This window comes from Vibrio sp. 99K-1, assembly GCF_013114585.1.
GTDB classification, from domain to species: domain Bacteria; phylum Pseudomonadota; class Gammaproteobacteria; order Enterobacterales; family Vibrionaceae; genus Vibrio; species Vibrio chagasii_B.
The window spans coordinates 1-23,626 of sequence record NZ_VTXF01000012.1 but is presented as its reverse complement, the minus strand read 5'-3'; the positions used below and the strand labels follow the sequence as shown (position 1 = coordinate 23,626).

The following is a 23,626-nucleotide window of genomic DNA, read 5'->3' as shown; positions in this document are numbered from 1 at the left end:
ACTTAGCCTTTGATTTCCACTGGGGTACTTGGAAGATTGATTAGGTGCGCCTCAATAAACTCTGAGTAAGTTAGGTCACCACGTATTGCATTCTCAAACATAGGTAATCTGTGCATGAGCTGCCAAATTGGTCGAGTCATTACGCCTGAACCATTTGTGCCTTTAAGTACCTCTTCGCGACTTTCTTTATCCGGACAAATGATTGCATTTAACCAATAGTTTGACTGCGCATATTCAGGTTCAGTGACAAACTTGATGTCTGAACCTTTAAAAAAGTCATTGTAACCTTCAGCAAGCACTCTCTTTTGTTTTAGGTACTGCTCGATAACTTCCATCTGAGCACACCCTAGAGCTGCATTCAGGTTTGGCATACGATAGTTGAAACCAGGTTCATCATGGAAGAACTCATACGGATGAGGAACTTTTGCTGTCGTCGTGACATGCTTAGTACGCGCACCTAATTCTTGAGTCTTACATAACACCATGCCACCACCGCCTGTAGTGATGATCTTATTGCCATTGAAGCTGACAGCACCAAAATCACCAATAGTACCGGTGTGTTTGCCCTTGTAGAACGAGCCTAGGCTTTCTGCGGCATCTTCAACCAACGTGATGTTCCATTTCAAGCAAACGGCAACCAGTTCATCAAGCTCTACAGGGTGACCAAACGTGTGCATTGGTATAACGGCTTTGATTCTTCTGCCTGTTTTTTTATGAATACACCCCGCGTCTGTGACTTCAGCATTCTCTTCTAAAAATGCATCCACAGCCTTAGGGCACAACCCTAAACTCACTGGAGATACATCCAGAAAAATAGGCTCAGCCCCCATATGATAAAGAGCATTGCAGGTTGCAACAAAAGTCAAAGCTTGCGTGACGACCAAGTCGCCTCTTTGAACATCAGCCATGTACAATGCAGCATGCAATGCTGCTGTGCCATTTACTGTCGCTACAGCTTTAGCCGTACCAGTGTAAGCTTCAATTTTTCTCTCAAAATCATCAACAAATTTACCGACGCTAGAAACAAATGTACTTTCAATTGTTTCCATTACGTACGCTTTTTCGTTGCCATCGAATGTCGGTGCATGTAAGGGAATAAATTCGTCTGTTTTGTAAGTATCTCTCACAAATTCAACAATAGATGTCGCTTTCATTGAATGCTCCACTTACATCTTGCTATCGAGGTATTTACCCGTTTCTTTGTGCCCAAAATCAGGGATCATGGTAAAGAACAGTTTCACAATCTGCTCTTTAGTCCAAGCTCGCTCACCTTTCATCTCAGAGATGCTGCTTTCAAACAAAGTAAGAAGCTCTTGCTCATAAAGAGGTTCATTTTTGATGATGCCCAGATTTTCGAATCGAGACATATCCAGCTCTTCTTTATCTGTAAAAAACTCTTCGAAGTCTTTTTCACCCGTAGTATCACTTGCAGTAAACAAACATGGCCACTTGCCCTGCTCTGGAAGCGTATGTGCAAGTTGGCGAGCTTCTTCTTCTGTTTCACATAGGTGAGGTTCAAAACCAAGTAGCTCTAGGTATTTCACCGCGATATCTGCAAACGAAATAAGATGTAGAGCTTCACTCAGTTTCGGGAAGAAAATGTCACGGTTTTCGCCAAAGATACAAGACATTAAACATAGCTCTCCCGACTCTTGAGGAGTAACAAAGTAACGCTTGATGTCGTTTGGGGCCACGATAGGTTGGCGCTTTTGGATACGTTGGTTAAATCCGTGAAGTAACGAACCATCAGAGAATGCCACATTTGCAAATCGAGCCGTTGAGATTGCCATTTGCTCGCTTTTACGCATCAGGAACATTTCCATAATACGTTTGGATGCTCCCATCATATTGACTGGGTTTGCAGCTTTATCTGTTGAAACACAGAAATACTTTTTCGCGCCAGCATCAATAGACTGCTGGATCGTTTTGTCAGTATTAAAAACATTCACATCGATCATGCGCATCAGTGTGTAAGGATCTTTTTCACTTCTAACATGCTTAAGCGCAGAGAGGTTCAATACATAATCGAACTTACCATCAGCTTTGATGAATGCATCGTACTCTAGAGAACCAATGTCCAAAGCAAATGTTTGGAAGTCACCATCAATGTAACCAAATGAACTACGGATATCTCGAACAAGCTCTACCATATTGTTTTCACTAATATCGACAACATGTAGCTTCTTAGGGTTACGTTTGAAGATTTCCTTGGTAACAGCTTGACCAATAGAGCCTGCACCCCCTAATACAAGAAAGCGAGACTGTGAAACAACGTCCGATAGCTTTTCTTGATGTCGTTTTATATCAGAATTGAAGAGGGCCTCTGTTCGGCCGATCAAAGATAAAGCGTTAGTCATGGCATTACTCTATATGTTGAACTGGATTAGATAACTAATTTACGCATTGTACTAAAATTATAATTCAAATTTTTGCAAAACTTGATTAATTCTAAAGTCTAGTTCTTTGGGATTTTCTTCAAAGCTGGCGATTGTATTGATAGCTTCGGATACTTCTTCTTGTTTTAATATTTGAAAAACATCACAGTACTCCTCTAGTCCCATGCCCACTGACGAAAACAAAGACACAATACCCATCTTTTGATTCGACATCATAAGAAATAGCTCAACTGGAAGTTTGGGAGGCAGTTGTTCAACGCCCTCAAAGAGTTTGTTGTAATCGTCTTTTGGCTCAGAAGGGTGGAGCTTTAAAACAACATTATAGCCAGCATTGATTGCCTGTTTATAAATGTCCTGATAGACCTTTTTGACAAAGTTGATATCTTTGAATCGTAGAGCGTTTTCTTTAGATGTGGGCTGAGTAGCAAGAATGATCGTTCTTTTTCTATTTGTGTAATTATCGACTTGGAATAGTTCTGATACTACCTCAACAGCGTGTCCTGATTTTGATAGAGTAAGTTTTTTTACTTTGTCTTTTACTTTTGAGGGTGATTTCTCAGGTGAAAGAAGGTGAATTTCTAGACACTCTTTTTTTTCGCCCATGGTCATTGTCTTTGAAGGGTAGCCCTTAAACCGTCTAAATGTTTTTTTTACTGGACTATGAACAGGAATTTCAATGTAGTTCCTCATTCCATCTTCAATCATTTTATATGTTGGAACCAACAACCTAAATAATCTAGACATTTTATTGTCATCATTGAAAACAAAAAGTTCATAGCTACCTAAATCTGGAAGTGTATTTTTTTTATAATCATTAATATAGGAAGTCAAAGAACTCTTTAAAAAATTAGGGATACGCAATCCGAGCATGGAGGATTTTATTATAAATTTACCAATTAGACCCTTTCGCTTTATTTCGGATGTTAGCTCATCTCTACTAGCCAATATAATGTTAATGTTACTTGGTAGGTTAGATGTATTTATAAGTGTAGAAGGAATATTTTGGTAGTCATTAAACAATGTAATGGTTGATTTTTTATTTGACTTAACAGCATGAAAAACACTTAGCATAACATGCCTTACCGTAGAGCAAATATAAAGATTTGAATTTCCATCTATCATGATTTACCTCGATAAGACTGTATTAACTTGACTGTGTAAGAGTATTTTAACCACGTAAAGCTCATTGTTTTTTAATGCTAATTTTGAATTTTATGTTATGTAGGTGACGTTGGATAGTTTCGTTTAAATTGAACCACTCACGCTTACATTTCTTGAATAAACTTCTGGTGCTTGTGCGTTTTTCATATCCGATATCAGAATCAAACTTTGGGTCATTCGTTAAACAGGGTACTGCAGAGCCGTAGCACTCGACTTCGTTTTGCCAGAATCGATCCATATAAATATCGACAGCCATATACCACTCTTTTGAATGTTCGAGGAACTTTTTAGCTCCTGAAGGTCTTAAGAAATAGGCTGTTGCACTCATATGTCCTTTAGTGAACTTATGAATGCTTGTAGATCTAGCTTTGAACACTTCATAAGAGTCATACTTACGGCGCTTATTTTTGAATAATCGAATGCACCCTATAGTATCTGGAATATCTGGGATATCTTGTATGAAATTTAAAAAATCCTCTTTAAATAAAAGAGCATCGTCTTCAATTATTATTATTGGTTTATTAATTTCTACACATTTCTCCCATAGAAGAAAATGACTCGCATAACAACCTAACTGCCCAGCACTTAGTGTTTTTGCTCGGTATGTTTGGCTTAAGTCATCATTGTAACGACTTAGTAGTGGGTGAGAAGGGGATACCCTTCCATCGATAGCAGAGAATAGTTCAAAAGGAAGAGATAAATCATTCAATTGATTGCAAATATTCTCCTTTCTCTCGGTGGAAGATTCTAAGTTTATGACAAAGATTTTAGTCATTGGTAACCCTCTTATACCTTGATAATATAGGAAACAAAATTAATAAATATACTATTAAAGGTTGCGGATGATTAAGTGGGACATCAGACATAGATGCTACAAAAATCACGGTAAAAACCCCCCAAACTATCATTTTTTCACGTTTTGATAAGTGATTGCTAATTGATATTGGGTATATCATAACTAAAGATAAAATAATAAAACCAATAATACCTGATTTTATTAACTTATCTAGGAATTGGTTATGATAATGCGTGGGATTAAAGTTATATAATGAATAAGGAGCCTCACCTCGACTATAAAGCTGTTTTACTTTTAATTGATGGTAATCACCATTTCCAAAAAATAAATTATCTTTTACTAACTTTGGTGCAACTAACCACATTTGAAGTCTTAGCCCAATAGAGTTATTAAACTCTCCAGATTCAATTTGACTTATTTCAAATTTCGTTTTTTTTACAGTTTCAATTATGCTGCCTTTAAGTAATACTAGAGAGCCAAAAGACACTATAGAAAATAATATTAGTATCCGGATTGTTAGTCTCACTGCTTCCTTTTTAGTATCCTTAATATGAATCGCCGATATGATTAAAAGAGATAAAGCAAGAGCAAGCCATACACCTCTAGATTCACTTGTGATCAGAGGATAAGAGACTATAAGTAAAGTAAATACACATACCAGCTTTTCTTTAATATTAGAGCTCGATAATATAATTGAATATGCCGTAGAAGCAATTAATGCGCATATGGTAGCGTATGGGATTGGGTTTATATATCCAGTAAATCTATGGTAGCCTATTAAAAAATGGTAATTAAAACTATTAAAAAATAGTGTCAAGCTGCCTATAAGCAATAGATATGCAAGGAGCTTCTTATTGGTGTCCATTATAGGACAAGCAGCTAGAAATATGGAACTAGCTATTAACATTCTCATTTCTCGAGAGCTTGCTCCGTGGGTGTAGTAACTAAAAATAGTATATAAAGCAGCTACTATTAAAATGTATAAATAAGGGCGGAATAGTTGTTCTTTAATTTCTATTTTGTTCACCTTGGAGTAGGCTAAACTAGCCAAAGCACCGATGACTAAAAATATTGCCATTTTTTTATCTCCACTTGGAATAATTAGCATTCCTGAAAAAGCAAATAAATAAGGAGATAGCATTAATAGTTGTAGGATATTGTTACGAATAGTCATGTTATGAATACGGGTTTAAAGTACTTTCAGGACGAGTCTTAAGTAGTCTTAAGATCCACATATATTGCTCAGGATTTTTGCTCACGTAATCTTCAATGCATTGATTCATCATACGTGCATCCTGTTCTTCGCTTCCTGTTGGAAATGGCAAAGCGGGGTAGAAGTCCAGAGTGTATTGGCCAGTGTTGCTATCGTATTGAGCGAATAGTGGAACAATTTTAGCCTTGCTCAGTTTAGATAATCGACCAAGGCCTGAAATAGTTGCTTTTTGTGTAGCAAAAAAATTAACGAAGACGCTGTGCTCGCGACCAAGATCCTCATCTGGGAGATAATAACCTAGGTAACCATCTCGTACAGACTTGATGAAAGGTTTTATACCGCCGCTACGGTCATAAACTCGACCGCCGTATTGTACGCGCTGTCGATGCATCAGCCAGTCACTGAGTTTGTTTTTCTGAGCTTTTGCCATCGCCGATACAGGTAAATTGCGTGAAGCTAATAATACCGCTGGGATATCGATAGCCCATGTGTGTGGCACCAGCAAGATAACATTCTCGCCATTGTCTGTAATATCAGTCAAATTACTCAGGCCGTTTATCGACGTATTACTCTCTAACCAATCTTTGCTTTTAAGGGTTAGGGATGCAAAGCCCATCAAAAATGAGATGGATGTAACGTATGACTTATAAAGGACTTCTTCGCGCTCTTCCATTGACTGCTCAGGAAAACACATCTCAAGGTTTACACGCGCTCGACGGTTGGCTTTATTCTTTATTTTTACGGCTTGTTTAGCCATAAATTTAGCCATAGCTAAACGAATACTATTAGGAAAAAAGCTAACTAACGAAGATAGTAGTACTGCGATCCAGGTGCCCCAGTATTTAGGCGCGAGAAAGCCCCATTCAAACTCAGGGTTGTATGCTTTGGGGTCAAAGTCATTGCGTTGTGTGGTCATTAATACACTATTACATTTTTTATTAGGGAAACAGGGAAACGAGCTAAAAGCTCGCTACTCAGGAAATGATTATATTTATTATCCGTTAACAAGCTTCATATATTCAGCAACACCGTCGGCGACCGATTTAAACTCAATATCACAACCTGTACTGCGTAGTTTAGTTAAGTCAGCTTGGGTGAACTCTTGATAAGCGCCTTTTAAGTGCTCTGGGAATGGGATGGTTTCAACTTCTCCCTTGCCATGATGTTTGATTACCGCTTTTGCCACTTCTTCAAATGACTCTGCATTGCCGGTGCCTAGATTAAAAATGCCAGAAACGCCATTCTCTAAGAACCAGAGGTTAACGGCTGTTACATCACCAACATAAACAAAATCACGCTTAAAGGTTTCGCTGCCTGCAAACAGTTTTGGATTCTCACCAGCGTTCATTTGGTTGTTCAGGTGGAAGGCTACGGATGCCATGCTGCCTTTGTGTTGTTCGCGCGGTCCATAAACATTGAAATATCTAAAGCCTACGATTTGCGAAAGTGTCTCGTTGTGCGCTGCTGCATCAGCCGTTAAGCGACGAACGTAGTTGTCAAATTGTTGTTTTGAGTAGCCATATACGTTCAATGCACCTTCGTATTCGCGCTCTTCAATGAAAGTATCAGTTTCACCATATGTTGCAGCGGAAGAGGCATATAGGAACGGAATTTCACGTTCTACACAGTAATGAAGCAGTTCTTTTGAGTACTCATAGTTGTTAAGCATCATGTACTTGCCATCCCACTCAGTGGTTGCAGAGCATGCTCCTTCGTGGAAGATCGCTTCAATATGACCGAAGTCATCGCCAGCCATCACTTGAGTTAGGAAGTCATCACGATCCATGTAATCTGTGATGTCTAAGTCGACAAGGTTCTTAAATTTCTTACCGTCTTTTAAGTTGTCGACGACTAGAATATCGTTGTGGCCCGCTTCGTTAAGCGCCTTAACAATATTGCTGCCAATCATGCCAGCACCACCGGTTACGATAATCATAATTCTCTAACTCTTTTGAATACAAAACTACCACGAGTATAGCAAGGAATAGATAAGGCGGGCTAGTGGAATAATTCCCCAACCGGAGTATGATATGGCAAGCTAAGTTATAAATTTTGTTGAGTTAATTGCTCAAAACTATAGGTATTATCATGAAGATTGCAGTAGCCGGTACAGGGTATGTAGGTCTCTCAAATGCGATGTTGTTAGCTCAGCAGCATGAAGTGATCGCAGTGGATATAATCGATGAAAAAGTGACGATGCTTAACAACAAGCAGTCGCCTATTGTTGATGCTGAAATAGAACACTTCCTGGCAAATAAAGTACTGAACTTCAGGGCAACGACCGATAAATCAGTGTATGAAGGTGCCGAGTTTGTCATCATTGCAACGCCTACCGATTATGATCCTAAAAACAACTACTTTGACACCAGCTCCGTCGAGTCTGTTATCAAAGATGTGATGGCAGTAAATCCTAAAGCTGTGATGGTCATCAAATCAACGGTTCCTGTTGGCTATACTGAACGGATCAAACAAGAACTGAACTGTGAAAATATCATCTTCTCCCCTGAGTTTTTGCGCGAAGGTAAAGCGTTGTACGATAATTTGAACCCTTCTCGAATTATCGTTGGTGAATGCTCTGAGCGAGCGAAAGTGTTTGCAGACCTTCTGGTCGAAGGCGCTGAAAAAGAGAATATCGATGTTTTGTTCACCAACTCTACGGAAGCTGAAGCAGTAAAACTTTTCTCTAATACATACCTAGCAATGCGTGTTGCATATTTCAATGAACTTGATTCTTACGCGGAAGCGCATGGCTTGGATTCTCGCCAGATCATTGAGGGTGTGGGCTTAGATCCTAGAATTGGCAATCACTACAACAATCCTTCGTTTGGTTATGGTGGCTATTGTCTACCGAAAGATACCAAACAGCTATTAGCTAACTACCAAGATGTACCAAACAACATTGTTGGTGCTATTGTTGATGCTAACCGCACCCGCAAAGATTTTATTGCGGATTCAATCATCAAGCGCTCTCCGAAAATAGTCGGCATTTATCGCTTGATCATGAAGGCTGGCTCGGACAACTTCCGTGCTTCGTCAATTCAAGGGATTATGAAGCGCTTGAAAGCTAAGGGTATCGAAGTTGTTGTGTTTGAACCGGTACTAAAAGAAGAGCACTTCTTTAATTCGAAAGTCTATTCTGACCTTGAGGAATTCAAAGCGGTGTCCGATGTGATTGTTTCTAACAGAATGGTAGAAGAGATTGCAGATGTGGCAGACAAGGTTTACACACGAGATCTGTTTGGTAGTGATTGATTTGGTTCTATTTTAGCTAGTGCTAATTAGACCAGATGTTAACAGCTCGATCTATCTGTTTAGTGGCGATATACTAAACCACTAAACGGATAGGGATACTAATAAATAATGAAAACACGTGACAAGATTGTTTACGCTGCTTTAGAGCTTTTTAACGAGCATGGTGAGCGTAGTATTACGACGAATCATATTGCTGACCACATCGAGATCAGCCCTGGTAACCTCTACTACCACTTTCGTAACAAGCAAGAAATTGTCCGTGATATCTTTACCCTCTACTCTACTGAATTGCTTGAAAGGTTTACTCCCATCCAAGGTCAGAAAGAGAGCCTCACGCTATTAAAACACTATTTAGATTCCATATTTACTCTGATGTGGAAGTACCGTTTTTTCTACGCAAACCTTCCTGAAATCTTGTCTCGTGACGAGCAACTTCACCTCGATTACATGGCTGTGCAAGAAAGACTTCAAACTAATCTTGTCGATATTATGAAGGCTTTTGTTGACTTGAACTTGCTGAAAGCGAACGATTCAGAGATGAAGTCGATGGTGACTTCTCTTCACCTGATCGCATCGGGTTGGTTAGCGTATCAGTCTGCGATGTCTCCAAAAGCCCAAATAACTGAGCAAGTTGTGCACCAAGGTATGCTGCAGATGATCGCGACCGTTAAGCCGATTGCGACCGCGCAAGGTTTTGAACAGCTGACATTATTAGAAGATGGTGTAAGGGCGTTGAACTCTAAATAGAAAGATGTGAGTAAGCGAGATACGGGTAAACGAAGAGCGGGAAAGAGCAGATTTGAGTTACGGGATACGAGTAAACGAAAAGCAGGAGAGCGACGACTAGGTTGCTTTTTTCATGTCACGTTTTGCTCTAACCTTGTATCGGCTCTCATGATTTTTATCTCGATGACTTGAACTCCGTATCTGTTTTTAAGCTCTTCGTTTCTCGATTACTCGAATCCCGCGACTTCTCTTGAGCTCTTCGTATCTCGGTTGCTCGAATCCCGTATCTGCTTCTACCTAACCAACCAACTCTTTGGATTCTGAGCTTGGCTGTTTCTGCGAATCTCAAAGTACAGTGATGGGCGGGTTTGACCGCCAGTGTCACCAGCAAGGGCAATGGCTTCGCCAGCTTTCACTTTATCGCCTTCTTTCTTGAGTAGTGCTTGGTTAAAGCCATAGAGCGTCATGTCACCTTTGCCGTGATCAAGAAGGATTACTAAGCCATAACCACGTAGATACTCAGCAAAAACAACGGTGCCTGAGTAAACCGATTTAACCTGTTGACCATATTTGGCATTAATCACCATACCTTTCCAGTTAACTTGCCCGGTTTGACGTGAGCCGTAGTTATGCAGAACTTTTCCTTTGATTGGCCAAGGTAGTTTTCCTTTACGCTTTGCTAAGCCATCCATAGGCACTGCGTTACGTCTTTCTCTAGCGGCTTTCTCTGCTTTGGCGATCTCCGCTTTGAGGCGGGTCTCATTACGCTGCAGTTCGGCTAAGTAATTTTTATCACCTGAGATGTTCTTCTTAATACTGCCAACGGTTTTCTTACGCTGCGTTTGAGTCTGAGCTAACTTGTCGCGTTTTGTTGTCTGTTGTTTTAACAGAGTTGCGATCTGCTCTTGTTCAAGTTGGCGCTGTTTATGGCTTTCTTCTAATTCCAGTTGTGTTTGTTCAATAGTTTTAATTGTTGCAGAACGGGCTTTAGCAAGATGTTGGTAGTAATGGCTGATGCGATCTTCTTCGACACCCGTGTTGAGAATGTGAGATGAGGCTTTGGCGCGACTTGTCATGTAATAAGTTTGAATCAGTTGTTCCAACTTATCGGTATGGACTTTTTTTTGAGCAGTAAGGACTTTGATCTTGGCATCTAAGCTAGCAATATTCGCATTCGCCGTATTAAGCTGCTTTTTACTATCTTGGATAGCTTTTTCGAGCGCAGCTATAGAGAGCTCTTGTTTCTTTAGGCTTGCTTGTAGACTATCGAGCTTCTTTTGCTGTGAAGAGAGGGCTTTTTGCTGGCGAGTGATCTCGCTAGACACACCCTTTAATTCACCTTGAGATGCGGCAAATGACGATATTGATAAAAGCGCAGCACTTAGGCTGGCTGATATAAGAAGAGTTCGGCTGATAGCTCGAATATGTTTCATCATTATCGTCATTTAGTTGTATTCATCTGCTCGTAATTTTTAGAATTTCGCTGAATCGAATCTACATCTGCTTTTAAGCTCTTCGTATCTCGGTTACTCGAATCCCGCATCTGCTCTTAAGCTTTTCGTATCTCGATTACTCGTATCCCGTTACTGCTGTTTTATATCCCATCACCATGGATAAAGCTTTGTGATCGACCATTGAACCCTTGGTCCATATCTAGAGAAGGTTTATCTGTCTTTGGCTTACCAACAATCTTAGCGGGTACACCAGCGACCGTAGTATGTGGTGGTACAGCTTGTAGTACCACAGAACAAGAGCCAATTTTAGCGCCTTCACCCACTTCAATATTGCCGAGTATTTTCGCACCAGCACCAATCATCACGCCTTCACGGATTTTAGGGTGACGATCACCGCCTTCTTTACCGGTACCGCCGAGAGTAACATCTTGAAGGATGGATACGTCGTTTTCGACCACCGCCGTTTCACCGATAACAATACCCGTCGCGTGATCGAGCATGATAGCTTTGCCGATACGTGCTGCAGGGTGGATATCCACTTGGCATGCGACTGAAATCTGGTTCTGTAGGTAAGTGGCAAGTGCAATACGCCCTTGTTTCCATAACCAGTTCGCCACGCGATAACCTTGCAGTGCGTGATAGCCTTTAAGGTAGAGCAATGGCATAGAGTACATTTCTACAGCCGGATCTCGAGTAACTGTCGCGCAGATATCACAAGCGGCTGCATCAATGATCGAGTCATCTTCTTCAAAGGCTTGTTCAACAACTTCACGCACTGCCATCGCAGGCATTGAGGCTGTCTTTAACTTGTTAGCAAGAATGTAACTGAGTGCGGCCCCTAGGCTTTCATGGTTGATAATCGTGGCATGGTAAAAACTTGCAAGCATAGGTTCCTGCTCAGACTGCTGTCGAGCTTCTTTTACAATGCATTGCCAAACTTTTTGTTGTTCACAGTGTTTCATTTTTCCATCCATTCTTTATCAGGGGCTGATGCGATGGCGAGATGAGAGTTTCTAAGAGCTACAAGAACAGAAGCGAGTAACCGAGATTCGAGTAACGAAAAGTAGCCGTCATTAAGAAGCTCAATTTGCTCTTGCTCTCTTCGTATCTCGTTTACCCGAATCTCGTATCTGCTTTTACTCTTTTCGCATCCCGCATCTGCTCTTTTATCTTTCTGACTTCTTATCTCTAGCAAGTAGATCTTGCGCAGCTAAGTGTGCGTCTTTTCCTTGATACAACACTTGATAAATTTGTTCAACAATTGGCATCTCAACACCCATGCGTTCTGATAGTAACCAAACTTCTTTAGTGTTGCGATAACCTTCTACCACCTGACCAATTTCTTCTTGGGCGGTATCAACATCTTTACCGGAACCTAACGCTAAACCAAAGCGACGGTTACGCGATTGGTTGTCGGTACATGTCAGTACTAGGTCACCAAGTCCCGCCATACCCATAAAGGTCTCAGGTTGTGCACCAAGAGCTGCACCCAATCGACTCATCTCAGCTAAGCCACGGGTAATCAACGCTGTACGTGCGTTGGCACCGAAGCCAATACCATCTGACATACCAGCCCCAATCGCGATAACGTTTTTAACCGCACCACCAAGCTGCATACCAATGAAATCTGAGTTTGCGTATACGCGGAATGTCTTGCCACAGTGAATCTTTTCTTGTAGTTCTTCTAAGAAAGTCTCATCCGGTGAGGCGACTGAAATTGCTGTCGGCATACCCATCGCAAGTTCTTTGGCGAAAGTAGGGCCAGATAGAACCGCTAGCGAGTAATGGTCACCAAGCACATCATGTGCGACATCTTTAAGTAGTCGGCCAGTCTCTGGTTCCAATCCTTTTGTAGCCCAGCAAATACGAGAATTCGCTGACAAATGAGGCTTTAAACTATTCAAAACGATACCAAATACATGGCTAGGAACGACGATTAGGAGATCACGACTGGCCGTCACTGCTTTCTCAAGGTCTGACTCGATGATCAGGCTTTCTGGAAAGTCGATATTAGGGAGAAACTCATTATTCGCGCGCTCTGAGTCAAGACGTTCCATGTGGATAGGGTCGTGACCCCAAAGAACAACGTTTGCACCGTTACGCGCTAGAGATATGGCTAAAGAGGTTCCGTAAGAACCAGCACCAATGACTGTCATGGCGATTTCTTTGCCGTAAGCGTTTGTCGTGTTAGTTGTGTCTGTCATGCTTCCACCTAAAAATAATGAGGGAAATCGAAGAGTTCTGGAAAAGCTTCCTAATAATCAGAAGGCTCTCTACTTTAGTACAGTGTAAAGAAAAAATGCACACCGCAGAAGTTGCGATGTGCATTTAAAAGTTAACTAACGTTTAAATCGTTAGAATTAAATTCTACTTTGAGAATTAAGCCTGTTCGCCTTCAGCTTGTTGAGCTTGGTTCTGTAGGTAGTTCATGAACAAAGCATCGAAGTTTACAGGTGCTAGGTTCAGTTGTGGGAACGTACCTTTAACCACTAGGCTAGAGATTGTTTCACGAGCGTATGGGAATAGGATGTTCGGGCAGAATGCGCCTAGGCAATGTGCTAGTTGACCAGCTTCCATTTCGCTTGCAGAGAAGATACCACCTTGTTGAACTTCACAAAGGAATGCTGTGTCATCTGCGTTCTTAACTGTTACCGTCAGGCGTAGGATTACTTCGTAAACACCTTGGCCAAGTTCGCGGCTTTGAGTGTCTAGGTCCAGTTTTACATCTGGGTTCCACTCTTTTTGAAACATGTCTGGAGAGTTTGGCGCTTCGAAAGATACGTCTTTTAGGAAAATACGTTGGATTGCGAAGTTCTGTTGTGCGTCTTGTTGTGCTGCTTCAGCCATTTTCTTGTCCTTAAAAATTTAAATTAGACTTTGTTTACCATATCAGTCGAACAAAGCCTGAAAGTCATATTGGTTTAACTCGGTCAGCTTACTTCTTGCCTTGAACTATTTCTTGCCTTTAACCAAAGGAAGGTTAGCTTCGCTCCAAGCCACTAAGCCGCTTTTCAGCACGCTTACGTTTTCGAAACCTGCTTTAACCAGCAAGTTAGCGCTTTCTTGAGCGGTTTGACCTGTCTTGCATACTACGATGATTGGGTCAGCTTTACGGCTTTCAAGGCTACCAAAGCTATTTGATTTGATGTCTGACGGTAAAATGTGAAGTGCGTCAGTAATATGGCCCTTTTTGAACTCATCTTTAGTACGAATATCAACCACAACACCGTTCTCACGGTTAATAAGCTGTGTAGTTTGTGCTGCAGTGATCTCGTTGTACGCTGCATTAGATGTTTTGATAACGTTCGCAATGATGGCAACAACCAAGCCGATCCATACGATGGCTAAAATCATATTCTCTTGAACAAATGGAACTAACTCTTGCATGTCTTGAACTCTTATTCGTTATTGGGCGGAAAATTATAGGGTAGGAGTATAGCGAGGTTTGGAGTTTAGTGTACATAGAGATCTAAATCTTTAAACAGCATCAGAAGCAAAGTTTAACGATTTTTTTGATTATATTTTCCGTTAGATAGATAATGCACCGATTTACATTTTCAAATTTTAATGCGTAGTGTGGTTTTCGCTTTGTTACCAATGGGCGGTAGCGTGCTTGGTAAAGAGGTTTGCACTGTGCACAGTTTATGAATCAAGAAAGTTAGGTTAGGGGTTTTTTGTGAAGATATTAGTCACTGGTGGTGCTGGTTTTATCGGTTCTGCAGTTGTTCGCCATATTATCAGTAATACATCGAACAGCGTTGTAAACGTTGATAAGCTTACTTATGCGGGCAACTTGGAGTCACTTGTCGATGTTGATTCAAATGAACGTTATGCATTCGAACGAGTAGATATTTGTGATCGCTCAGAACTTGACCGCGTTTTTGCAGAGCATAAACCGGATGCGGTAATGCACTTAGCCGCTGAATCACATGTTGACCGCTCTATCACTGGTCCTGCTGCATTTATTGAAACGAACGTAGTTGGAACATATACGTTATTGGAAGCTACACGCGAGTACTGGAATAACCTTGAAGATCAAGCCAAAGCAGAGTTTCGCTTCCATCATATCTCTACAGACGAAGTTTATGGTGACCTTCCTCACCCTGACGAAGTGCCTGAGGGAACAGAGCTTCCGATGTTCTTAGAGACCACTTCTTATGAACCATCTAGCCCTTATTCTGCTTCAAAAGCATCAAGTGACCATTTGGTGCGTGCGTGGCTTCGTACTTACGGCCTACCAACTATTGTTACTAATTGTTCAAACAACTATGGTCCATATCATTTCCCTGAAAAACTGATCCCACTTGTTATTTTGAATGCTCTAGAAGGAAAAGACCTCCCTATCTACGGTAAGGGGGATCAAATTCGTGACTGGCTGTTCGTTGAAGACCATGCTCGAGCACTCTATAAAGTAGTAACCGAAGGTAAAGTTGGTGAGACCTACAACATCGGTGGCCATAACGAGAAGAAAAACATTGAAGTCGTGAATACGATTTGTGACATCCTTGATACGCTAGTACCGAAAGAGACCAAATACGCAGAGCAAATTACCTACGTTCAAGACCGCCCGGGTCATGACCGTCGCTATGCTATTGACTCCTCTAAAATGCAACGTGAATTAGGTTGGACACCGGAGGAGACGTTCGAAACGGGACTTCGTAAGACAGTACAGTGGTACCTAGACAATTCTAAGTGGTGTCAAAATGTGCAAGATGGCAGCTACCAACGCGAGCGTCTAGGTGTAGTAACAGGAGATGTAAAGTAATGAAAGGTATTGTATTAGCTGGTGGCTCTGGTACTCGTCTGTACCCACTTACACGTGGCGTGTCGAAACAACTCTTGCCGATTTATGATAAGCCAATGGTGTTCTACCCGATTTCTACTTTGATGTTGGCAGGAATCAAAGACATTCTGATTATCACGACACCTGAAGATAATGCGGGCTTTCAACGTTTGCTTGGTGATGGCTCTGATTTTGGTATCAACCTTGAATACGCGATTCAACCAAGCCCTGATGGTCTAGCACAAGCGTTTATTATTGGTGAAGACTTCATTGGTGATGACAGCGTGTGTTTAGTACTAGGTGATAACATCTTCTATGGTCAGTCTTTTTCTCAAACACTACAAAGTGCAGCTTCAAGAGAATCAGGCGCGACTGTGTTTGGTTATCAAGTGAAAGACCCAGAGCGCTTTGGTGTCGTTGAATTTGATGAAAACATGAAAGCCGTTTCAATTGAAGAAAAGCCAACACAGCCTAAGTCAAACTATGCAGTAACCGGTCTTTACTTCTACGATAACCGCGTGGTTGAAATGGCTAAGCAAGTGAAGCCATCTGAGCGCGGAGAGTTAGAGATCACGACCCTAAACGAAATGTACCTCAATGATGGCTCACTGAATGTAGAATTATTAGGTCGTGGTTTTGCGTGGCTAGATACAGGTACACATGAGAGCCTTCATGAAGCGTCTTCTTTTGTACAAACAATTGAACATGTCCAAGGTTTAAAGGTGGCTTGTTTGGAAGAGATTGCTTGGAGAAATGGATGGCTGAGTGACGAGCAAGTTCTGGCTTTGGCAAAACCTATGATGAAGAATGAATACGGGCAATATTTGACTCGGTTAGTCAGTGAAATCAAAAAAGAGGTAGCATGCTAATGCGAGTATTACTCACGGGCTGTTATGGTCAAGTTGGCTCTTGTTTAATAAAACAGTTAGATAATGATGAGAAGATTAAAGTATTAGCGCTTGATAGAGAGCATCTTGATATCACGAATCAAGAAGACGTTATTGCTATTATTTCTGAATTTCAGCCGACCATAATTATTAACGCTGCTGCACATACTGCAGTGGATAAAGCTGAAGAGGAAATTGACCTCTCTTATGCGATAAATCGTGATGGTCCCAAGTATCTAGCACAAGCTGCGCAAAGCATTGGTGCAGCAATTTTGCATATCTCCACAGACTATGTCTTTGAAGGTAATAAAACCGGGGACTATATCGAGACAGATACGACGAACCCTCAAAGTGTTTACGGTGAAAGTAAACTGGCTGGGGAAATTGCAGTTGCACAGTCATGTGATAAGCACATTATTCTTCGTACCGCATGGGTCTTTGGCGAGAATGGTAATAATTTCGTGAAAACGATGCTGCGCTTAGGGCAGACTCGAGAGGCGTTGAGTATTATTGGTGACCAGTTTGGTGGACCAACTTATGCGGGTGATATTGCAAGTACATTGATTCAAATCGCGAACCGCATTAATCAGGGAAGTGAGGTGGAATATGGTATTTACCATTATTCGGGGTTGCCTCATGTCAGCTGGTTTGATTTCGCTGACGCGATTTTTGATGTTGCTGTTCAGCAAAAAGTTCTTGAGAGCAAGCCAACCCTAATAAGAATTACAACCGACCAATACCCAACACCAGCAAAACGTCCAAATAATTCTCGTTTAAGTAACGAGAAAATTCTGACAAACTTCTCTATTGATGCGAGTGATTGGAAGGCTGCTTTAAACAATATTCAAGCGTATACCGGATAATAAAATGAAAGTAATCGATACACGTATTCCAGATGTGAAAATTATAGAGCCAAGTGTATTTGGTGATGAGCGTGGTTTCTTTATGGAGACTTGGAACCAGAAGCTGTTTGAAGAGCTTGTGACGGGAAAGCCAACACAATTTGTACAAGATAATCACTCAAAGTCAAAGAAAGGCATCTTGCGTGGTTTACACTATCAAACGGAAAACACTCAAGGGAAATTGGTGCGTGTGGTTTCTGGTGAAGTGTTTGATGTTGCTGTGGATATTCGACAAGGTTCACCAACTTTTGGACAGTGGGTGGGAGAGTATTTGTCTGCAGAAAACAAGCGACAACTTTGGGTGCCGGAAGGCTTCGCTCATGGTTTTTACGTTACAAGCGATGAAGCTGAGTTTGTGTACAAGTGTACTGATTATTATAACCCTAACGCTGAGGTGTCTATTCTTTGGAATGATGCCTCTATTGGGATTGAATGGCCAAATAATAGCTTACCTCTCCTATCTAACAAAGATGAAAATGCTTTGAAACTCGATGAAATATTGTGACAGTGTTCGAAAAGGATAGGGTTAAAAGCGGTTTTATTTGGAGTGCACTGGATAGCTTTGGTGCACAGCTAATAGGTTTAATCATTAGTTTAACGTTAGCTAATCTTCTCGGTCCAAGTGCATTCGGATTAGTAGCGATACTGACAATATTTATAGCAATTGCAAATGTTTTTGTTAATGCAGGATTTAGCCAGGCATTAATTAGAAAGCTAGATAGGAATGAAGTCGATTTCGCCACAACTTTTTATTTTAGTTTAATAGTATCAGTAGTATGCTATATGTTGTTGTATTGGGCCGCTCCCTATATTAGTGATTTTTACCAGGAACCACAGCTAACATCATTAACTCGTTATATTGCGTTCGTTATTATAATTAATGCTTTTTCGGTGATTCCTAAAGTGAAGTTAAGTGTTGACTTGAACTTTAAGACACAGGCTAAATGTAGTTTAGCTTCACTTTTAATTAGTGGTTCATTAGCTTTATACTTAGCAGTAAATGGTTTTGGTGTTTGGGCATTAGTTATGCAACAAATAACTTTGGCTCTAGTGAATACGTTAATGTTGAGCTATATTGATCCTTGGTGGCCAAAGTGTCGTTTTTCTATAGATTCCTTTAAAGAGTTATTCGGTTTTGGATCCAAATTACTTTTGTCTGGATTGCTGGATACAATATACACTAATATATATGGGCTTATTATAGGGAAGTATTTTAGTTCTGCTCAGCTAGGGGTGTTTAATCAGGCTGATAAGCTTTCAAGTGTGCCAGCTATGACCCTTACAGGAATTATTCAAAAAGTTACTTTCCCTCTCTTAAGTAACATGCAACATGACATAAAGAAGCTAGATCGTTCTTATTTGTTAACATTGCAGTTTTCAGCTTTTATAATTTTCCCATTTATGCTTGGCATTAGTATTATTGCAGTACCTTTAATTGATGTTCTTTTAGGAGATACGTGGCAAGCCAGTGCTGAGTATATTAGTATCATTAGTGTGGCATTTTCATTATATCCTATCCATGCAATAAATTTGAATATGCTTCAGGTTAAAGGCCGTTCGGATCTTTTTCTAAAACTGGAAGTTATTAAGAAGATAATGATGACTATTATGTTGATTATTACTGTACCCATTAGTATTAAAGCGATGTGTATTGGTATGGTTGTGACATCATTTTTATCATTGTTAATTAATACGTATTACACAGGCAAGCTATCCACATTAACTGCTTATAAGCAGTTAATGTCTTTACTGCCAATAGGCTTGATTGCAATCTTATCTGCCTTTATTGGGTTCTTTGTTGGTAATAATTTAGATAACAATATGTTAAGAATTGCCTTAACATTAGGGGTGGCGTTAATTAGCTACATTATAATGATGACCACCTTACAACGTCCTTTGCTAATTAAATTAAAAAACACATTGAAGGTATAGTCACTAAACTTTACCTTTCTTGGAGTCACAATAAATGATCGCATTAAATAGTCCTATAAAACCTAACTTGAAAAAACTTTATAAATTACTTGAACAAGTAAATAGTAGTGGTTGGTTTACTAACTTTGGGCCGATGCATAAAGAGCTTACAGAGAGATTAGAAGCTTATTTGGGGGTGGAAAATCTTCTCTTAACTAATAATGGTACATCGGCACTGCAAGTAGCAAGCCGAGCTATGGGGACTCAATCTATCATTGCAACGCCATTTAGCTTTGTTGCAACGGTAAGTGCTTACGAGTGGCAGAAAGATGAGTTAGCTTTTGCTGACATAGACCCAAGAAGCTTGAATTTAAGCCCTAAAGCAATAGATGCTGCTTACCAGTTGGGATGTAAGGCAGATACTGTAGTCGCGACTCACGTTTACGGTAATCCGTGCGATGTGGAATCGATAGAACAATTGAGCAAACAACATAACTTTAAGGTTATTTATGATGCAGCACATGCATTTGGTGTAAATATCGATGGGCGCTCAGTATTGAACTATGGTGATGCTAGCACGTTAAGCTTCCATGCAACTAAAGTTTTTCACACGGTTGAAGGGGGGGCTATTGTTTTCAAAGACAGGGCTCATTTGGAAAGAGCTGAAGATATTATTAACTTTGGAATTAGACCTGGAGATGGTGTTGTTGATGTAGGTATCAATGCTAAGCTCAACGAGTACCAAGCTGCTGTGGGTCTTGTCAATCTTGAAGATATTGATGATATTTTAAATCATAGATCTGAGCTATTTTACCAGTATCGTCAAGGTTTAAAAGAATTGGTGGAGCTACCACTTTGGCATCCTGAGGCTAATGCTAATGGTGCTTATATGCCTATATTGCTTGAGAGTCAATCTCAAATGAAGTCTATATCATCAGTACTCGCTAACAATAATATTCAATCGAGGCACTATTTCGCACCTAGTTTGGACACTGTGTTTACTGAAAAAGATAATTTTGGAACAAAAAACAGTCAGAGTGCCTCTGAGCGAATATTGTGTTTGCCGATGCACGCACACCTAAGTACAGGCGATGTTGATACTGTGCTAGAAATAATCAAGAAGGGACTTCTATGAATCTGTATTTAGTTGGTGCTGGTGGTTTTGCTCGAGAAATTTATAGTTATCTAGGTGAGTCAGACTTTGAATATGAAGGTTATATTCTTCAAGGTCTACTTAGTGACTATAAAGGTGATTTAGATACTTATCCTGAAGTAAAGCACCGGATTGTCGATGATAGAGAAAGTACTGCAATGACTCAGAATGATGCAGTAATCATCGCTATTGCCTCACCGGAACAAAAAAATAAGCTATATGATTTTTATACTAAAAAGGGTATAAAAATTTTAAGCTATATTCATCAGAGTGCGGTTATTGGTTTTAACGTCAAAATTGGGGAAGGAACGGTGATCTGTCCGAATACAACATTGACTACTGGTATAACACTTGGGAAGTGCGTTACTGTAAACGCGAACTCAACTATTGGTCACGATGCCGAAATTGGAGACTATTCGACATTGAGCGGTCATTGCGATGTTACAGGCTTTGCAAAACTAGGAAAGAGAGTTTTTATGGGATCAAGCGCTGTTGTTATACCCAAAGTTAGCGTAGGAGATGATGCTATCATTGGGGCGGGGAGCGTCATCGTTTCAAGAGTTAAACCAAATGTTACTATGCTTGGCAACCCGGCGAAGAGACTTAAATTAAACTAGGCCAAATTTATAATACTGTAAAGGTAGATACATGTTCACTAGACTAGATTCGAGCCCGTCGGAAAAAGAAATCATAAATACTTGGAAATACGCAGACAAGGTTTATGTTTCGATAGTTTGTATAACATTTAATCAAGAAGTCTATATAGAAGAGGCTATCAATAGTTTTTTAGCTCAGGAAACGGAATATAGATTTGAGGTGATTATTCATGATGATGCTTCTACAGATAAAACTCAAGAAATACTTGAAAGATATGTCAATGAGTATCCTTCCATTATTAAGTTAATTGTACAAGAAGAAAACCAATACTCTAAAAACTGTCAGAAACCGTTTGTTAATGCATTAGATCGCGCAGAAGGGTTATACATAGCGGTATGTGAGGGGGACGACTTTTGGATTGATAAATCTAAAATAGATAAGCAAATCAAACATTTAATTTCCAATGACAACGCATCAATGGTCCATACAAATGTATATGATTTTGAGCAGGTTTCGAACAAGGTTATTCTTAGTCAAGTCCCATTAAAAACTAATACTACTAAAAGCTTATTTGTACAGAATCGAATTAGAACGCTAACTACAATGTTTCGAAAAATAGACTGCGATAGTTTTTTTTCAGAGCACGGAAGCGAGTCAGAAAAGTGGCTATTGGGTGATTGGCCACTATGGATTTACCTTTCAATGAAAGGTGAGGTCATTTTTATTGATGACGTAACAGCAGTTTATAGGGTCTTGCCAGAATCTGCATCAAATACCAAGAGTGAAGCTAAATATAATTTATTTAGATTATCTACTTTAAAAATGAGGGTTTATATGGCCTACAAGTCTAATATGACTTCAGAGGCCCTGGGTTTGATAGGAAATTCATCAATTGCAAACCATTTACTCCATGGAACAGAGCTTATAGATAATGCATTTAAGTTTGCTTCATTGAAATATAAGTTTCTACTTCTGATCAATGTACTCATCCCTGTAAAAAAAATTGCTGAATTCAGACTTCGTTTAAAGTGATAGAAGATAAGAGCTAGACTTAACTTATGATAATGTTTACATAGACAGAATCGTCTAGGATATAAAGCAGCCAGTTATTCAGGTTAATAAAAATCAATTAAAATTAAGGTTTTACTTTGGATTATGATGTAATTTTGGCTTCTTATAATGGTAGTAAATACATTGAGGAGCAAATTCTTAGCATTCTAGGTCAAACTGTTAGGCCTAAAGCTATTTATATTAGAGATGATTGTTCTTCTGATGACACTATTGCCATTATAGAAAATATAGCCAAAGAATTTGATAATATAATCTTACTTGACGATAATTTGGGTAATTTAGGTTACGTAAAAAATTTTGAGGTATTAGTTAAATCCGTACGATCAAAATATTTTTTCTTTTCCGACCAAGATGATATTTGGTTGGAAAATAAAGCTGAAACAATGTTGAATAATATAATAGATGAAAATAAATCTAGTTGCTTTAGCAATGCTTATGTAACAGATAGCCAGTTACGTATACAGGGCAGTAAGTTAGATGATTCTATTTATTATAAATTGAATAAAAAAAATGGAATACTAGTAAATAATTTTGTTACTGGTGCAACCTTGCTCTGTAAATCGGATTTCGTCATTTCATTACTTCCTTTCCCTGACGGTATACCTCATGACTATTGGATTGCAGCAAACTCAGAGGTTAGAGGAGAGCTTTGTTACGTAAATAATGAGTTAATATATTACCGACAACATGATGACAACCTTATTGGTTCTAATATCGGAGAAGGTTATATCGCAAGGATCCGGAAGTCTCTTACTAAGGATAATGTTAAGAAGAGAAAAGCAGCAATTTTCGAGAAAGTTAGATTGCTAAGAGAAATTAACAATAGAAATGGGGATATTAAAATTTCAAAAGACGTTGCCACCATAATAGAAAGTAGATATTACTGTTATTATAATCACGGAAGCTTTATAACCATATTTCAATTATTTAAATTAATGAATATTAAAGAATTCATTTACTTGTTATATGACGTTTTTAAATTAAGGAAAAGCCAATGATAATAAATTTTGTCATTAATTGATTTTTACTTATTTACTTCTGTTTTTTATGTAAGGTAAATGTTTTGAATCTATTTTTTTTTAAAAGGAAAATAAATTTCACACTTGGATTTGTATTATTCCTAATTACAACATTTTATTTAATTCCTTCCAGGGTCTTTGATATACCTATGTTATACATTATCAATGTCCCTCTGGCTTTTATCTTTATTTCTAAATGCTTAATGGAATTGAAGATAGATAAGTTTAGTCTTTACTTTTTATTTTATCTTGTATTTTTGTTATTTTTGACTATTGGATTTTCTTATTATCATGCGGCGTCTGAC

At 39.5% G+C, this 23,626-nt stretch carries 23 protein-coding genes; 11 read left to right on the top strand and 12 right to left on the bottom strand.

Going from position 1 to position 23,626, the window contains the following annotated elements:
* Positions 1 to 2 precede the first annotated feature (2 nt).
* From F0228_RS11070 to rfaD, 7 genes are all read right to left on the bottom strand, one after another.
* Positions 3 to 1,154 carry a LegC family aminotransferase gene (locus F0228_RS11070; RefSeq protein WP_171730424.1) on the bottom strand — a complete coding sequence of 384 codons (1,152 nt, stop codon included), beginning with the start codon at positions 1,152 to 1,154 and terminating at the stop codon, positions 3 to 5.
* Positions 1,155 to 1,166: 12 nt separating this feature from the next.
* Complete coding sequence (locus tag F0228_RS11065; protein ID WP_171730425.1) at positions 1,167 to 2,357, bottom strand: UDP-N-acetylglucosamine 4,6-dehydratase; 1,191 nt, start codon at positions 2,355 to 2,357, stop codon at positions 1,167 to 1,169.
* A gap of 57 nt (positions 2,358 to 2,414) precedes the next feature.
* On the bottom strand, positions 2,415 to 3,518 hold the full coding sequence (locus F0228_RS11060; protein ID WP_171730426.1) for a glycosyltransferase family 52: 1,104 nt from the start codon (positions 3,516 to 3,518) through the stop codon (positions 2,415 to 2,417).
* Positions 3,519 to 3,579: 61 nt separating this feature from the next.
* Entirely contained in the window at positions 3,580 to 4,332 is a 753-nt protein-coding gene (locus F0228_RS11055; RefSeq protein WP_171730427.1) for a glycosyltransferase family 25 protein, read from the bottom strand.
* Entirely contained in the window at positions 4,325 to 5,527 is a 1,203-nt protein-coding gene (locus F0228_RS11050; protein ID WP_171730428.1) for an O-antigen ligase family protein, read from the bottom strand. The genes F0228_RS11055 and F0228_RS11050 overlap by 8 nt, the downstream gene beginning before the upstream one ends.
* A gap of 1 nt (position 5,528) precedes the next feature.
* Positions 5,529 to 6,482, bottom strand: a complete 954-nt coding sequence (lpxM, locus tag F0228_RS11045; protein ID WP_171730429.1) for a lauroyl-Kdo(2)-lipid IV(A) myristoyltransferase — start codon at positions 6,480 to 6,482, stop codon at positions 5,529 to 5,531.
* Between the two features lie 78 nt (positions 6,483 to 6,560).
* Entirely contained in the window at positions 6,561 to 7,502 is a 942-nt protein-coding gene (gene rfaD, locus F0228_RS11040) for an ADP-glyceromanno-heptose 6-epimerase (RefSeq protein ID WP_171730430.1), read from the bottom strand.
* 152 nt (positions 7,503 to 7,654) lie between these two features.
* Here rfaD and F0228_RS11035 point away from each other — a divergent pair, with 152 nt between their 5' ends.
* Together F0228_RS11035 and F0228_RS11030 are read left to right on the top strand one after the other, a co-directional pair.
* On the top strand, positions 7,655 to 8,818 hold the full coding sequence (locus F0228_RS11035; RefSeq protein WP_171730431.1) for a nucleotide sugar dehydrogenase: 1,164 nt from the start codon (positions 7,655 to 7,657) through the stop codon (positions 8,816 to 8,818).
* A 108-nt stretch (positions 8,819 to 8,926) separates the two neighbouring features.
* Entirely contained in the window at positions 8,927 to 9,565 is a 639-nt protein-coding gene (locus F0228_RS11030; RefSeq protein ID WP_171730432.1) for a TetR/AcrR family transcriptional regulator, read from the top strand.
* A gap of 272 nt (positions 9,566 to 9,837) precedes the next feature.
* Here the strand turns inward: F0228_RS11030 and F0228_RS11025 are convergent, their stop codons facing one another.
* From F0228_RS11025 to F0228_RS11005, 5 genes are all read right to left on the bottom strand, one after another.
* Positions 9,838 to 10,989 carry a peptidoglycan DD-metalloendopeptidase family protein gene (locus F0228_RS11025; RefSeq protein WP_171730433.1) on the bottom strand — a complete coding sequence of 384 codons (1,152 nt, stop codon included), beginning with the start codon at positions 10,987 to 10,989 and terminating at the stop codon, positions 9,838 to 9,840.
* 149 nt (positions 10,990 to 11,138) lie between these two features.
* On the bottom strand, positions 11,139 to 11,960 hold the full coding sequence (gene cysE / locus F0228_RS11020; RefSeq protein WP_102424919.1) for a serine O-acetyltransferase: 822 nt from the start codon (positions 11,958 to 11,960) through the stop codon (positions 11,139 to 11,141).
* Between the two features lie 204 nt (positions 11,961 to 12,164).
* A complete protein-coding gene (gene gpsA / locus F0228_RS11015; protein WP_171730434.1) occupies positions 12,165 to 13,202 on the bottom strand; it encodes an NAD(P)H-dependent glycerol-3-phosphate dehydrogenase in 1,038 nt (345 codons plus the stop codon).
* Between the two features lie 175 nt (positions 13,203 to 13,377).
* On the bottom strand, positions 13,378 to 13,845 hold the full coding sequence (secB, locus tag F0228_RS11010) for a protein-export chaperone SecB (RefSeq protein ID WP_004741403.1): 468 nt from the start codon (positions 13,843 to 13,845) through the stop codon (positions 13,378 to 13,380).
* A 105-nt stretch (positions 13,846 to 13,950) separates the two neighbouring features.
* Positions 13,951 to 14,385, bottom strand: coding sequence for a rhodanese-like domain-containing protein (locus F0228_RS11005; RefSeq protein WP_171730435.1), 435 nt, complete (start codon positions 14,383 to 14,385; stop codon positions 13,951 to 13,953).
* A 289-nt stretch (positions 14,386 to 14,674) separates the two neighbouring features.
* Here F0228_RS11005 and rfbB point away from each other — a divergent pair, with 289 nt between their 5' ends.
* The 9 genes from rfbB (at position 14,675) to F0228_RS10960 (ending at position 23,300) form a co-directional block, all read left to right on the top strand.
* Positions 14,675 to 15,763 carry a dTDP-glucose 4,6-dehydratase gene (gene rfbB, locus F0228_RS11000; protein WP_171730436.1) on the top strand — a complete coding sequence of 363 codons (1,089 nt, stop codon included), beginning with the start codon at positions 14,675 to 14,677 and terminating at the stop codon, positions 15,761 to 15,763.
* On the top strand, positions 15,763 to 16,650 hold the full coding sequence (gene rfbA / locus F0228_RS10995; protein WP_171730437.1) for a glucose-1-phosphate thymidylyltransferase RfbA: 888 nt from the start codon (positions 15,763 to 15,765) through the stop codon (positions 16,648 to 16,650). The genes rfbB and rfbA overlap by 1 nt, the downstream gene beginning before the upstream one ends.
* Positions 16,650 to 17,531 carry a dTDP-4-dehydrorhamnose reductase gene (rfbD, locus tag F0228_RS10990; RefSeq protein ID WP_171730438.1) on the top strand — a complete coding sequence of 294 codons (882 nt, stop codon included), beginning with the start codon at positions 16,650 to 16,652 and terminating at the stop codon, positions 17,529 to 17,531. Before rfbA ends, rfbD begins: the two co-directional genes overlap by 1 nt.
* Before the next feature lie 4 nt (positions 17,532 to 17,535).
* Positions 17,536 to 18,075, top strand: a complete 540-nt coding sequence (gene rfbC, locus F0228_RS10985) for a dTDP-4-dehydrorhamnose 3,5-epimerase (protein ID WP_171730439.1) — start codon at positions 17,536 to 17,538, stop codon at positions 18,073 to 18,075.
* The gene (locus tag F0228_RS10980; protein ID WP_345775979.1) at positions 18,072 to 19,502 is read left to right on the top strand and encodes a lipopolysaccharide biosynthesis protein; all 1,431 of its coding nucleotides are present in this window, start codon (positions 18,072 to 18,074) and stop codon (positions 19,500 to 19,502) included. The genes rfbC and F0228_RS10980 overlap by 4 nt, the downstream gene beginning before the upstream one ends.
* Before the next feature lie 34 nt (positions 19,503 to 19,536).
* Positions 19,537 to 20,616: a DegT/DnrJ/EryC1/StrS family aminotransferase gene (locus F0228_RS10975; RefSeq protein ID WP_171730440.1), complete on the top strand. Its 1,080-nt coding sequence runs from the start codon at positions 19,537 to 19,539 to the stop codon at positions 20,614 to 20,616.
* The gene (locus F0228_RS10970) at positions 20,613 to 21,251 is read left to right on the top strand and encodes an acetyltransferase (RefSeq protein WP_171730441.1); all 639 of its coding nucleotides are present in this window, start codon (positions 20,613 to 20,615) and stop codon (positions 21,249 to 21,251) included. The genes F0228_RS10975 and F0228_RS10970 overlap by 4 nt, the downstream gene beginning before the upstream one ends.
* Before the next feature lie 31 nt (positions 21,252 to 21,282).
* A complete protein-coding gene (locus tag F0228_RS10965; RefSeq protein ID WP_171730442.1) occupies positions 21,283 to 22,263 on the top strand; it encodes a glycosyltransferase in 981 nt (326 codons plus the stop codon).
* 116 nt (positions 22,264 to 22,379) lie between these two features.
* A complete protein-coding gene (locus F0228_RS10960; protein WP_171730443.1) occupies positions 22,380 to 23,300 on the top strand; it encodes a glycosyltransferase in 921 nt (306 codons plus the stop codon).
* The last annotated feature ends 326 nt before the right edge of the window (positions 23,301 to 23,626 follow it).